General features: G+C 45.4%; 13 protein-coding genes and 1 other annotated feature. Of the genes, 5 read left to right on the top strand and 8 right to left on the bottom strand.

The window, feature by feature from the left end; all coding sequences use genetic code 11:
* Positions 1-5: 5 nt before the first annotated feature.
* The 3 genes from IX91_RS08840 to IX91_RS08830 all read right to left on the bottom strand — a co-directional run bounded on the left by IX91_RS08840 (position 6) and on the right by IX91_RS08830 (position 2,470).
* Positions 6-596, bottom strand: a complete 591-nt coding sequence (locus tag IX91_RS08840; protein WP_004743556.1) for an aminodeoxychorismate/anthranilate synthase component II — start codon at positions 594-596, stop codon at positions 6-8.
* Positions 597-603: 7 nt separating this feature from the next.
* The gene (locus tag IX91_RS08835; RefSeq protein ID WP_004743555.1) at positions 604-2,166 is read right to left on the bottom strand and encodes an anthranilate synthase component 1; all 1,563 of its coding nucleotides are present in this window, start codon (positions 2,164-2,166) and stop codon (positions 604-606) included.
* A gap of 128 nt (positions 2,167-2,294) precedes the next feature.
* Positions 2,295-2,398 (bottom strand) — a sequence feature (Trp leader region).
* The gene (locus IX91_RS08830; protein ID WP_004743554.1) at positions 2,345-2,470 is read right to left on the bottom strand and encodes a hypothetical protein; all 126 of its coding nucleotides are present in this window, start codon (positions 2,468-2,470) and stop codon (positions 2,345-2,347) included. (Overlaps the previous feature by 54 nt.)
* Positions 2,471-2,552: 82 nt before the next feature.
* Between IX91_RS08830 and rnm the strand changes: the two genes are divergently transcribed.
* The 3 genes from rnm to rluB all read left to right on the top strand — a co-directional run bounded on the left by rnm (position 2,553) and on the right by rluB (position 5,121).
* Positions 2,553-3,419, top strand: a complete 867-nt coding sequence (gene rnm / locus IX91_RS08825) for an RNase RNM (RefSeq protein WP_004743553.1) — start codon at positions 2,553-2,555, stop codon at positions 3,417-3,419.
* Between the two features lie 36 nt (positions 3,420-3,455).
* On the top strand, positions 3,456-4,076 hold the full coding sequence (locus tag IX91_RS08820; protein ID WP_004743552.1) for an L-threonylcarbamoyladenylate synthase: 621 nt from the start codon (positions 3,456-3,458) through the stop codon (positions 4,074-4,076).
* 106 nt (positions 4,077-4,182) lie between these two features.
* Positions 4,183-5,121, top strand: coding sequence for a 23S rRNA pseudouridine(2605) synthase RluB (rluB, locus tag IX91_RS08815; protein ID WP_004749286.1), 939 nt, complete (start codon positions 4,183-4,185; stop codon positions 5,119-5,121).
* A 60-nt stretch (positions 5,122-5,181) separates the two neighbouring features.
* Here rluB and IX91_RS25810 read toward each other — a convergent pair whose 3' ends face one another.
* The 4 genes from IX91_RS25810 to trxB form a co-directional block, all read right to left on the bottom strand.
* The gene (locus tag IX91_RS25810; RefSeq protein WP_004749030.1) at positions 5,182-5,391 is read right to left on the bottom strand and encodes a DUF1289 domain-containing protein; all 210 of its coding nucleotides are present in this window, start codon (positions 5,389-5,391) and stop codon (positions 5,182-5,184) included.
* Positions 5,392-5,645: 254 nt separating this feature from the next.
* Positions 5,646-7,367, bottom strand: coding sequence for a heme ABC transporter ATP-binding protein/permease CydC (gene cydC / locus IX91_RS08810; RefSeq protein ID WP_004749029.1), 1,722 nt, complete (start codon positions 7,365-7,367; stop codon positions 5,646-5,648).
* Complete coding sequence (gene cydD, locus IX91_RS08805) at positions 7,360-9,147, bottom strand: heme ABC transporter permease/ATP-binding protein CydD (RefSeq protein ID WP_004749028.1); 1,788 nt, start codon at positions 9,145-9,147, stop codon at positions 7,360-7,362. The genes cydC and cydD overlap by 8 nt, the downstream gene beginning before the upstream one ends.
* A 112-nt stretch (positions 9,148-9,259) precedes the next feature.
* The gene (trxB, locus tag IX91_RS08800; protein WP_004749027.1) at positions 9,260-10,222 is read right to left on the bottom strand and encodes a thioredoxin-disulfide reductase; all 963 of its coding nucleotides are present in this window, start codon (positions 10,220-10,222) and stop codon (positions 9,260-9,262) included.
* A gap of 402 nt (positions 10,223-10,624) precedes the next feature.
* Here trxB and IX91_RS08795 point away from each other — a divergent pair, with 402 nt between their 5' ends.
* Together IX91_RS08795 and IX91_RS08790 are read left to right on the top strand one after the other, a co-directional pair.
* A complete protein-coding gene (locus tag IX91_RS08795; RefSeq protein WP_174329880.1) occupies positions 10,625-11,281 on the top strand; it encodes a 2OG-Fe dioxygenase family protein in 657 nt (218 codons plus the stop codon).
* Complete coding sequence (locus IX91_RS08790; protein WP_004749025.1) at positions 11,265-12,497, top strand: cysteine desulfurase-like protein; 1,233 nt, start codon at positions 11,265-11,267, stop codon at positions 12,495-12,497. The genes IX91_RS08795 and IX91_RS08790 overlap by 17 nt, the downstream gene beginning before the upstream one ends.
* Before the next feature lie 47 nt (positions 12,498-12,544).
* On the opposite strand, the gene IX91_RS08785 is transcribed toward IX91_RS08790, so the two are convergent.
* Positions 12,545-13,369, bottom strand: coding sequence for a DUF2797 domain-containing protein (locus IX91_RS08785; protein ID WP_004749024.1), 825 nt, complete (start codon positions 13,367-13,369; stop codon positions 12,545-12,547).
* Positions 13,370-13,526: the final 157 nt, after the last annotated feature.

The raw sequence follows: 13,526 nt of genomic DNA, 5'->3' as shown, positions 1-13,526 counted from the left end.
GTTCCTTATTTGTCGTTCTTCTTTAGAGCCCACTCAATGGCATTAGCTAGCAGCGTTGCACCGTAGGTAGTCATAATTGATTCTGGGTGGAATTGGAAACCACACACCTTATCTTGCTCTTGTACTACAGACATCACCAAATCATCAACTTCAGCCGTGATGGTTAAAGACGATGGTACTTCGGTTGCGACTAATGAATGGTAACGAGCAATGGCAAGAGGAGAAGGTAGCCCAGCATAGGTGTCGTGGTTTTGGTGTTCCATCATCGATACTTTACCGTGAATGATTTCACCCGCACCAGCAACGGTGCCGCCATAGGCTTCGACGATTGCTTGGTGACCTAAACAAATACCAATCATAGGTACTTTGCCTTTAAGACGCTGGATAATCTCTGGCATTGAGCCCGCTTCTGACGGAGCCCCTGGACCTGGAGAAAGGAGCACCACTGGGTTATCTAAGTTAGCGACTGTCGATTCAATGACCTCTGCCGCGATGTTGTTACGGTAAATCATAACGTCGTGACCTAATGAGCGGAATTGATCCACCAGGTTATAGGTAAACGAATCGAAGTTGTCGATAAAAACGATATTTGCCATCTCGATGCTACTCCTTATGTGCTGATTGAATAGCAGAGATTACTGCTTGAGCCTTACCGCGGGTTTCGTCAGCCTCAGCTTGTGGATCTGAATCGAAAACAACCCCAGCGCCGGCTTGAACTTGCGCGATGCCATTTTCTACGTAAGCAGAGCGAATCACGATACACGTATCTAATGTTCCTTCTCCAGTAAGATAGCCCACTGCGCCGCCATAGCTGCCGCGGCGGGCTCCCTCGACATCTCGAATCAATTGCATTGCGCGGATTTTCGGTGCACCAGTTAGCGTGCCCATGTTCATACAAGCTTGATAAGCGTGTAGGGCATCTAAGTCATCACGTAGTTGACCTACTACTCGTGAAACTAGGTGCATTACATGGCTGTAGCGGTCGACTTTAAGTAAGTCCGCAACGTGGCGAGTGCCTGCTTGAGAGATACGAGCCACATCATTGCGTGCTAAATCGACCAGCATCATGTGCTCAGCATTCTCTTTTTTATCTGTGCGCAGCTCTAGTTCAATACGGCTATCTAGATCAAAGTCGATCTCGCCATTTGCTCTTTTGCCACGACGGCGCGTGCCTGCAATAGGGTAGATCTCAACTTGGTTTGATTGAGTTTCGTACTTAAGCGCACTTTCCGGCGAAGCGCCGAACAGAGTGAAAAGCTCATCTTGCATGTAGAACATGTAAGGGCTTGGGTTACTCTGTTTTAGCTCTTTATATGCCGCCAGTGGAGAAGGGCAAGGCAAGGTAAAGCGACGTGATGGCACGACTTGGAAAACATCGCCTTTAACCACAAACTCTTTTAAGTCGCGAACAATCTGGCAGAAGTCAGTGTCAGAAATGCTTGGCTCTGCGTGAGTATCAGCAACTGGTATTGCTTTTGGTAGCGTTTTTAAATTGGCACAGGCAGCACTGATCTCTTCGATACGAGCTGTTAATTCAGGCTTGCAAGCGTCGGTAGCGAACAGGGCAGCTTGAAGCTCGCAAGACTGCTTTTGATGATCGACAACCAGTAAGGTCTCCGCAACATAAAAAACGTAGTCAGGACATTGGTTTGATTGAGCTGCATCACCCAAAGGCTCAAAATTAGCCACTAAATCATAGGCAAATAAACCACCGATAAAGATCGCGTGCTTGTGCAGCTCTGCGATATCGAAGCTGTGCTGAATCAAGCGCAGTGCATCAAAAGAAGAGGCTTCACGTAGTCGGGAGTCTTCATCCAAGGTGTTGCACGGTTCACTGTATTCCAGTACCAGTACGCTGCCGTTAAATGTATGTTGAATACTCGGATTAATGTTGTGCGTAAGGTGAGAAAGCAGGTTTTTACCATTGTCGGTTAACGCGGTCATTGTCACCGTATGTCCGTAACAAACGATGCGCACCGCTGAGTCAACAATAAGAAGGCTTTGTAGGTCCTGCTTTGAGTCGATTTCAGCAGATTCCAATAGCAGGCTGTCGGTTTTGTTCTCACATAGTGTGTGGAACAGCTGCGTAGGATCTTGGGCATACGGGGCCGTACTTCGAATTAACTCGATGTTACCTAGCTTCTTGATTTCAATGGCCTTGTTCACAAGACCTCCTTTTCTCTAAAATTTTTACTTCCTGCCGTACATAGTCGCATAAAGCAAACGGTCACCCAATCAGGATTTGGTTAAATTTGACGATTGTTTAAGCACTTAGATGTGAGACAGATTACAAAACAAAAAAGCCCGCTTTGGTAGCGGGCTTTTGAAACTTGAATTCTATGAATTAGAAGTACACGTTAGCCCACCAAGAACTTGTCCAAGTGCGCCACCAAGCAAGATCAGCTGAACTATTATTCATAGTGCCAGCAGCAACTTTTGCTTTATGGTTTTGGTTAATGTCTTGTAACATAGTGAGCCTTAAGTCAGGTACTTCGTATTTGTGTACTAGTTAACTAGTGCAGGGGTAAAAAGTCAACTAAAAAAACAAAATTATGAGAATTGATTTACACAGTCATACGACCGCCTCAGATGGAAGACTGCCTCCACATGAATTAATAGATAGAGCCCTTGGCTTTCAGCTTGATGTGTTAGCGATCACCGATCACGATACTGTCGACGCATTAGCGATTGCGCATCAGTATGTCCAAGACAATAATCTGCCTTTGAAGATCATCAACGGAATTGAAATTTCTACCGTTTGGCAGAATAAAGATATTCACATTGTGGGTTTGAATATCGACCCAGAGTCTGAAGCACTCAATGAACTGATCGTAAAACAGAAAAACCATCGAGTAGCACGCGCTGAAATGATTGCTCATCGCCTTGAAAAAGCAACGCAAGAAGGTGTGCTCGAAGATGTCAAAGTGATTGCTGGTGACGCGCCAATCACGCGAGCTCATTTCGCTAAATGGCTGGTCGATAACGGCTATGCGAAAACGATGCAGCAAGTGTTTAAGAAATACCTAACGCGCAATAATCCGGGTTATGTGCCGCCAAACTGGTGCACAATGAAAGAAGCGATTGAAGCCATACATGCTGCTGGTGGGCAGGCTGTACTGGCTCACCCAGGGCGCTACGATCTAACCGCTAAATGGATAAAACGGCTAATCAGTGCGTTTGTTGAAGCAGGAGGAGATGCGATGGAAGTTGCTCAACCTCAACAAGGGCAACAAGAAAGGCGCAACTTGGCGGATTATGCTATACAATACAATCTATTAGCCTCTCAAGGCAGCGACTTTCATTATCCTTCACCTTGGATGGAGTTAGGACGAAATTTATGGCTTCCATCGGGCGTTGAACCTGTATGGAAAGATTGGGGTATTGAGCCTTCATCAGTGGATTCGAACAATACCAATTAACTATAGAGTCGTGAGACTCGATAATGAGGAATTACAATGAGCCAGTTTTTTTACGTACACCCAGAAAACCCTCAGGCTCGCTTGATCAATCAAGCTGTAGCAATCATTCGTAATGGTGGGGTAGTGATTTACCCTACGGATTCGGGCTACGCATTGGGTTGTCAGCTTGAAAATAAACAGGCACTGGAGCGTATCTGTCAGATTCGTCGTTTAGATGATAAGCACAACTTTACTCTGTTGTGCCGCGATTTATCTGAGCTTTCTCTTTATGCTCGTGTGGATAATACGGCATTTCGTTTGCTGAAAAACAATACGCCAGGGCCATACACCTTTATTTTTAAAGGAACTAAGGAAGTGCCGCGTCGCTTAATGAACGCCAAGCGTAAGACGATCGGTATCCGCGTGCCAGATAACCAAATTGCCCTCGACTTACTCGAAGCGCTTGGCGAGCCGCTGATGTCAACATCGCTTATCTTACCGGGCAACGATATGACCGAATCTGACCCAGAGGACATTCGCGACAAACTAGAGCATGCGGTTGATTGTATTCTTAATGGTGGTTATCTAGGCGAGCAACCAACAACAGTGGTTGATTTCAGTAATGATGAACCAATCATTGCCCGTGTTGGTTCAGGTGATCCTGCTCCATTCGAATAGTCAAAAGTGCGTGATTTTCACCACACTTTTTGCGATAATGTGCGACCGCGATTTTGGGTCGCACTTGTTTATTCGACGTCTGAGAAGACGACACATAGGTAGATAAATGAACGAAAAACTACAGAAAGTATTGGCTCGAGCTGGTCATGGCTCTCGACGCGAACTAGAAGCTTTGATTAAAGCGGGTCGCGTGAGCGTGAACGGTATCGTTGCTAAACTTGGCGAACGACTAGAAGATGAAAATGCAGTTGTGCGTATCGACGGACACACTGTTTCTGCTAAAGCGCAGGAAGAAGTGATTTGTCGCGTATTAGCGTACTACAAGCCTGAAGGTGAACTGTGTACTCGTCATGATCCAGAAGGTCGTCGTACTGTTTTTGATCGTCTGCCAAAAATCCGCGGTTCTCGTTGGATTTCAGTTGGCCGCCTGGATGCGAACACTTCGGGCCTACTGCTATTTACCACTGACGGTGAATTAGCTAACCGTTTGATGCACCCAAGCCGCCAAGTAGAACGTGAATACCTAGTGCGCGTATTTGGTGAAGTGACAGAACAGAAGGTGAAGAACCTAGTTCGTGGCGTTGAACTTGAAGACGGCATGGCTCGCTTCGAAGACGTTGTCTACGCGGGTGGTGATGGTATGAACCACACTTTCTACGTAGCGATTAACGAAGGTCGTAACCGTGAGGTTCGTCGTTTGTGGGAATCTCAAGACACCACAGTTAGCCGCTTAAAACGTGTACGTTACGGTGACATTTACCTAGACAAGAAACTGCCTCGCGGTGGATGGATGGAACTTGATCTTAAAGAGGTTAACTACTTACGTGAGCTAGTTGAACTTCGCCCAGAGAAAGAGACATTGCTTGATGAAAACAAAGCAAACTCATCTCGCAAACGCGAACGTTCACGCAGCCAAAAGATTCGCCGTGCAGTTAAACGTCACGAAGAACGCGTAAACAGTGGTGGTGGTCGTAGCAACAACCCATCACGCCGTAAACCGAAAAAAGGCGCAGGCCAGCCGAACGCGCGCAATAAGCAGCGTTAAGCAAAAGCATAGTGATTTAAAAAGCAGCCAGTTGGCTGCTTTTTTCGTTTTGAGCTGCTCTTAACTCCAGCGACCCTTTCGCTCAGATTTGCGTTGAGCACACACATCAAGAATGTTCTGCTTTTGCTCATTGGATGACTGTGACCATCTTAATATTTCATCCAACGAACGATAGCAACCCAAGCAAATGTCATCCTTATCTAAGCAGCAGTGACGGATGCAGGGGTTAGGAATAGAGCGATTTGAAGGTTGCGCACGTTGAGCTGCCATAAGTCATACCAAAAACACCTTTTATATAATACCAACCAGAATAAATATCTGGTCATTCTTGCTGGCTAAAATCGCTGATAGCTGCGTTATAGATTTTGTAGGTAGAGCAACTAGCTATCCGCAATCTATACCTTGCTCTAAGCGACTTTTCCTGCGCAATTATCTGATCAGCTATTCATCCCGATTGGTATAAGTATACAAAAAGCCCCGGCTTACGGTATTTGTAGGCCGGGGCTATGTAAGATTTTTATCTATTAAAGCGTTTGATTGAGAGCAAAGTAACGACCTTGCTGCTCTATCAATTGTTGATGAGTGCCATGCTCAACAATCTCACCTTGCTCGATTAAACAAATTGTATCCATCTTGTCTAAGTCAACCAAACGGTGGGTAATAAACACCACTGTTTTACCGACGAAATGCTGCTCGAACAATTGCATTATTTGCTGCTCTGTCTGTTTATCTAAACCTTCAGTAGGTTCATCAAGTAACAGAATTGGCGCATTATGTAGCAGCGCACGTGCGATACCAATTCGGCGCTTTTCACCACCAGACAGCTGTCGACCACCGTCGCCAAGCCATGTGTCTAAGCCTGTTTCGTCGAGAAGTTTAGCCAGTCCGACTTTAGACAGCACCTGAGCAAGCTCATCGTCCTCTGCTTGCGGTTTAGCCATGACTAGGTTGTCACGCAGTGAGCCATTAAGAATATCGACACGCTGGCTCACAACGCTAATGGCTTGACGAAGCTGACTTTCACTCCATTCTTGGATTGGCTTACCCGCAATTTCGATGCAACCTTGTTGAACATCCCAATAGCGGTTGAGCAACTGTAGAAGGGTAGATTTGCCAGAGCCAGTTTGACCGACAATTGCAATTCTATGTTGAGCTGGAATCGCTAACTCGATGTTTTTAATGACATCGTTGTTCGCATCAGGGTAGTGGAAAGAGACCCCTTTATACTCGATTGAGAACTGCTGCTCATGTTCTGTCTCTTGGTCTGGGAAACAGACATCTGGTTCAGATTGAGTAATGTCGTTGAGCCTGCGAGCTGAAGTCAGTGTCTGGCCTAGGTGTTGGAAGGCACCAGCAATTGGCATTAACAGTTCAACACTCGCCATTGTGGCAAATGCGACCAGAGCGATCATAGGATCTGGCGTATTGCCACCGACACCGTCCGCCGCTAGCCAAAGCATGAGTACAATCGTCCAGCCGTTAGCCAGTAACAGTAAAGCTTGCGCCAATCCAGAAAAATGAGCATTAAAGAACTGATTCTTTAGTAGCTTTTGCTGTGTATCTAGGATCGCATTGCGATAGCGCTCTTCCGCACCAAACAGTGTGAGTTCACTGTAGCCCTGTAACCAATCTAGGGTAGCGATACGTAAATCGGCTTTGTTTTGAGTGAGCTCACCACCGTTGCGCTTACCCAGTTTGTAAAACAGTGCAGGCCATGTCAGCAGTATTGCAAACAGAATAGCGCCCAAAGTTAAGCCGAGCTCTGCATCGAACCAGCTAATAAGAGCAGTTAGACCTAAGATACCTAACGTACCGACAACCATTGGGCTGACCAACCTTAGGTAGACATGGTCCATCGCATCAATATCGGCTACGAGGCGGTTGAGGAGATCGGCGTCACGAAGGTTAGATACGCGACCGGGGATCAACGGTGCTAGCTTGGAAAAGAAAAAGATTCGCAGATCAGTAAGCAGCTTGAAAGTTGCGTTATGGCTGACCACACGCTCACCCCAACGTCCGGCAGTTCGACCCATGGCAAATCCACGCACAAACGCGCCTGGTAGCATGTAATTAAAGGTTTCTCTTGCGATGGTGAGACCAGCAACGGCAGCTGCAGATAAGAACCAGCCTGATAAGGTCAAAAGACCAATAGAAGCGGCTAAAGTTAGAAACGCCAATAGCATACCGAGTGAAAGACCAAACCAGTGCTTCTTATACAGTTTTAGGTAGGGAAGTAATTCACGCATCTAAGTTCCCCTTATTGGTTTGGTTAAGTGCTTGGTTAGCAGAAAGCATTTCTTGGAACAGTCCTTCACAGTTAGCGAGATGTGCAAATTGTCCAGACTGAACGATCTGACCGTCTTTCATGACAAGAATTTGTTCGACATTTTTAAGCGGTGTTAGCTGGTGGGTAACCATCAGGGCGGTTTTACTTGTGATCTGGTTTTCTAAACCTTGCATCACAAGACGTTCACTTCGTGCATCCAAGCTTGCCGTTGGTTCATCAAGCAGCCAGAAGTGGCCGTTTTGCACCATAGCTCGTGCTAAAGCAAGGCGCTGCGCTTGTCCTACCGATAAACCACCAGAGCGGTCGGAGACAGCATAATCAAGACCATGTTGATTAACGAATTCTGCTGAGAACGACTCTTCTAACGCTTGACTGATGACTTGGTCACTGACGTTTGTTTTACCCAGCGTAATGTTGTCACGTATTGAGCCGTGCAGTAGCAGTGGGTTTTGACCAACCCAACTGATTTTCTCACGCCAACTTTCAAGATCGAGCTCAGTACGTTCAATGTTGTTAATCGTCAGCGACCCTTTGTAAGGCAAGAATCCCAAGATTGCGTTTATCAGGGTCGTTTTACCTGCGCCGCTTGGGCCAACTAAGGCTGTGGTTTGCGCGGAAGAAAGCTCAAAGCTTACAGGCCCTAATAGTTTTTGCCCTTCTGGGGAGTATACTTCGAGATCTTTTGCTGTGATGGATATGGAGTCTGTGTCGCCCAGTTTGGTTGAGCCTGAGCGAACGGTTTCTACGTCAGTCTCGATAAACTCAACAATACTTTCTGCAGCGCCTACCGCTTGCTGTTTCGCGTGGTAGAAAGTACCTAAGTCGCGTAGCGGCTGATAAAACTCAGGAGCTAAGACCAGAATAAATAATCCTGCAAACAGAGTAACACCCACACCGTAATCACCGAAGTTGAGCTCTCCGATGAAAGCGAAGCCAAAGTAAACCGCTGTTAATGCAATTGAGATAGAAGTAAAAAACTCAAGTACCGCAGAGGATAGAAACGCTATTTTGAGTACATCCATAGTGCGCACTCTAAACACTTCCGATGCGCCGCGCATCACTTCCGTCTCTGCGGCGGTTCTATCAAACAGTCTGATGGTTGTCATTGACTGTAGGCGGTCATAGAAGTGACCGGATAAACGTTGCAAGGCTTTAAAGTTCTTACGGTTAGCGTCAGCGGCTTTCATTCCCACTAACGCCATAAACATTGGAACTAATGGCGCGGTAATCAAGAAGATCAAACCCGCTGCCCAGTTGACCGGGAAAACAACGATCAAGATGACAAAAGGCACTAAGACAGAAAGCGACATTTGAGGTAAGTAACGAGCAAAGAAGTCGTGCATATCTTCTACTTGTTCTAGCAACAAGGTTGCCCAAGCACCTGCGGGTTTTCCCTTGATGTATGCAGGACCAAGCTCACGCAGTTTATCAAGAATAAGTTGGCGAATATAAACTCGAATCTGTTCACCACAGCGATAACCAGCGATTTCTCGACCCCATGAACAAAGAGCACGAGCACCAATAACGGCAACTAAACCAAAGAAGTAAGGGACTAATTCATATTTATCGACATGTTCGATAATGAGTTGGTGCATGATCGTTGCAAGCAGAGCGGCCTGAACTAAAAGGAATATGCTTGAAAGAACACCTAGACCGACAGCAATCATAAGCCAGCGCTTGGCGAGCTTACTTTGCTGCTTGAGCCATTGATTCAAGCTGCGTTGTTTCTTTTTATCCATCGTGAAGGCTTAATGAGAATTATTATAAAGTTTTAGAACTGGGCATTATACAAAAGAAAGCCCCGCGGGAATACCGCAGGGCTTTAAGGTTTTGAGCTAAAAATGAAAAATATTATTTACTATCAGCAAGAGCGTCGAGGTAACGTTCGGCATCAAGAGCTGCCATACAACCACTACCTGCAGAAGTAATCGCTTGACGGTAGTTATGGTCCATCACATCACCCGCTGCAAAAACACCCGGTACGCTTGTTTGCGTTGCATTACCTTCTAGGCCCGATTGAACGATGATGTAACCATCTTTCATCTCTAGCTGACCTTCAAAGATTGAGGTGTTTGGCTGGTGACCAATCGCAATAAAGGCGCCCATCACATCAATTTGTTCGATATTGTCTGATTGAGTATCTTTGATTCGCACGCCCGTTACACCCATGTCGTCACCGACGACTTCTTCTAAAGTACGGTCTGTATGAAGAACGATGTTGCCATTCTCCACTTTATCCATTAGGCGTTTTACTAAGATTTTTTCAGCGCGGAAGCTGTCACGGCGGTGAATTAAGTGAACTTCAGAAGCAATGTTCGAAAGGTAAAGGGCTTCTTCAACTGCGGTATTACCACCACCAACAACAGCAACTTTTTGGTTACGGTAGAAGAAACCATCACAAGTTGCACAAGCAGAAACACCGCGACCTTTAAATGCTTCTTCAGACTCTAGACCTAAGTACTTAGCTGAAGCACCGGTTGAAATAATAAGCGCATCACAGGTGTACTCTCCGCTATCACCTTTAAGGCGGAAAGGGCGCTGGCTGAAATCAACTTCATTGATGTGATCAAAAAGAATTTCTGTTTCAAAGCGTTCAGCATGCTCTTTCATTCGATCCATTAGACCAGGTCCGGTCAAACCTTCAGGATCACCAGGCCAGTTTTCCACTTCAGTGGTTGTCGTTAACTGACCACCTTGTTGCATACCTGTCACCAGAACAGGGTTTAAGTTTGCGCGGGCAGCATAAACTGCGGCAGTGTAGCCAGCAGGACCAGATCCAAGGATTAAAAGATTGCTGTGTTTTACGTCGCTCATTTGTGCTCCATTAGCGGTGACGCTTCTTCATTTATTTGATTCGATTGTATGGAATATATGGGGCCATTTAAAGGGTTAGCAAGGGAGAAGAATGTAATTATTGGTTATAGATTAGAACGCAAACGTTATCTGTTGATGTGCCGTCTATATTTATAACTCATTGATGTTGATAAGAAAATTAATTGGCTCTAGTGAAGTCATCTAGTTTTTGAACACGTGTCTTTTTAAATGCAGACTTAATCACTGCTATTGTTGATATGTATAGGTTAACATTCCAAAATATACAAAATGATGGATTGAAATGCTAAAAAAAGTTGATCCGGCAATACAAGTGCGCAAATAATGAATGTGAATAAGATGTTAATCACATTATAGGTATGTACATTCATTAAGGAGATGATGATGTTACATCAGCGCGAAACTACCCTACAACTGACCAAATTAAGTGATGCTGCGATTTCACAGTTGGCCCCTTCGTTTACTCAACTGCCTCATACCGAGCATGCTGATGGCCAGTATCGTTTAAGACGCTACTCTGTAGTGACATTGCAAGATGGCAACGTGGTCGATTTGAATAAGAGTGAGTTCGTTCAAAGTGACGATATTAATCGCTTTCAGGGTAACGTGGTTCGCCAGTTTGAACCGATTGAAAAGCCGATCATGAATAGTGACGGTATGCGTGAAATGTGTCAGCTATTTGCGCAATCTAATCATCTTACTGATGGTCATGAGATCGAGATTCACCAAATTCGTATCTCGGCTGTTTATGACGAGACTCAGGTTGCACCAGAAGGTGTTCACCAAGATGGATTTGAACATCTCGCAGTAGTAGGTATGGGGCGTCACAATATTGAGGGCGGCGATATCATGGTTTACAGCAGCTTCAACGAAGCCCCATTCTTCCGTAAAGCCTTGCATAGTGGTGAAGTCGCCATGCTAGCTGACGACAAACTTTGGCATAATGCGACACCAATTCGCTCGGTTATTGAGGGTGAAGCGGGGCATATGGATGTATTTGTGTTAACCGCAAAGGACAGTGTGAATGAGCTTCACTCCTAATTTAGCAAGAGCGCAGTTCAGCGCTCTTGGTCAAACACATAATGATCTGCCAGTTATCTTTTTAGATGGCCCTGGCGGCTCTCAAGTACCAAAGTCTGTACTTGAAGCGATGCAGGCTTATTTGGGTTTCTTTAACTCTAACTTGGGTGGTCATTACTTTTCGAGTCAGCAAACGACTGATTTAATGAAGCAAGCACGTGAGTATGCTCAAGCCTTGGTCAATGCAGAATCAAGCAGCAACATAGTGTTTGGCGCAAATATGACGTCATTAACCTTTCAGTTAAGCCGTGCAATCAGTCGAGATTGGCAAGCCGGTGATGAAGTGATTGTTACGGCTCTCGACCATTATTCGAATGTCTCAAGCTGGCAACAAGCCGCAGAAGACAAAGGGGCGGTTGTTCACCAAGCTCGTGTTGACGAAAGCGACTGTGGTCTTGATATCGACCACTTACTTTCGCTGATCAATGATAAGACCGCGCTTGTTGCTTTGACCTATGCGTCGAACACAACAGGTTCAATTGTTGATGTTCAACGTGTTGTCGAAGCCGCTCATAAAGTGGGTGCAAAGGTTTATGTAGACGCTGTTCATTATGCGCCGCATCACTTAGTTGACGTGCAAAAGCTTGGCTGTGATTTCTTAGCCTGCTCTGCGTACAAGTTCTTTGGTCCACATGTCGGTATTGCCTACGTAGCACCGAAATGGCTACAGAGTTTGAAACCTTACAAAGTTGAACCCGCAAAAGATGAAGGTCCGGGGCGCTTCGAAACGGGTACACAAAGCTTTGAAGGTTTAGCTGGCGTAATTGCTGCTGTGAAATATCTGTCGCAGTGGGGTAAAAGCAACGCTTCGCTTAGGGAAAGATTAGTCGACTCATTTAAGCAGTTTAATCAGCACGAATCAGCGATTAGCGAACGCTTTCTTAGCCGATTATCTGAACTCGAAGGGGTGAAACTGTTTGGTAAGTTGGAAGCCAACAGCGAGCTAAGAACGCCAACCTTCGCTTTAACTTTTGATAACCATTCACCTGAGTTTATTGCTAAGAAGCTCGGAGAAAGAAATATCTGTGTTTGGAATGGACATTTCTACGCACTTGGGCTAGTTCGCCAGCTTGATTTAGAAGCGAGTGGTGGTGTAGTGCGAATTGGCTTTATGCATTACAACACATTAGAAGAAGTGGATATTCTGTTTGATGAGCTGAAGATTATTCTCGAATAATAACCTCATAGAAAGACCTCCCGAGTGGAGGTCTTTCTTTTTCACTATTAGGCGCTGACTTCTACCTCATAAGAAGTGAACTTACGGATATTGATTACTCCGGTATCAAAGATCATGTACTGACCTTTAATTCCTTGCAAAATCCCCGTGACTTCTGGGTTTTTGTCAAAATTATGAGAAGTGATTTTTGTAGGGTGTTGCTCCACTGGGTAGCTAATGGCAGTGATACTCTCACTTAGGATCTCAATCGCGTCCTCACCGTACAGCTGTTTAATTTCAGCAATTTTGTCTTCAACCAAAGGCAAGAGTTCAGCAAATCGCTCTTCTAGCGCCATTGGCTCTCCATCACCTTTTAACAGGGTGCGCCAGTTGGTTTTATCCGCGATGTGTTTTGCCAGTTCAACTTCGATAAGGCCTGAAATGTGGCGAGTCTTCACTTTGAAAATCGGCAAGCCTTGAGTAGCGCCTTGATCGATCCAGCGGGTTGGGATCTGGGTGTGACGAGTGATGCCCACTTTCAAACTTGAAGTGTTTGATAGATAGACGAAATGGTCGACCATGCAGTTTTCCTCTCCCCATTGAGGTTCGCGACAAGTCCCCTGATCGTAATGACACGTTTCAGGCTTCATGATGCACATATCGCAACTGGCGAGCTTTTTCATACAAACAAAGCAGTGCCCCTGCGAATAGCTTTTTTTGGTTTTTTTACCACAAGAACTACAAAAGATATTCCCAGTATGAGTGAGTGTGAGGCTCTTACCAATGAAAGGGGATAGGTCAACTAACTCGTCACCGACTGGAAGGCGATAATGAACCGTATTTTCGAGAGAGGCGCGCATTTTACTTAGCGTACCTTTAGCTAATAAAGACATGACAGTGCTCTTACTTTAATGAGGGTTAACCCTCTTTGTTTTTAGACCCCCATTGTAGCAGTTTTTACCCAGACTCGGGCAAATCTATGCCAGTAAGCAATAATGTAACTGTCGTGGTTTAGTTTGGTTATATTTAAGTCAATAAGCACTAAGTTTA

This window comes from Vibrio tubiashii ATCC 19109 (assembly GCF_000772105.1).
Taxonomy (GTDB): domain Bacteria; phylum Pseudomonadota; class Gammaproteobacteria; order Enterobacterales; family Vibrionaceae; genus Vibrio; species Vibrio tubiashii.
Note: the sequence above shows the minus strand (reverse complement) of the source record. Positions and strands in the feature narration are given on the sequence as shown.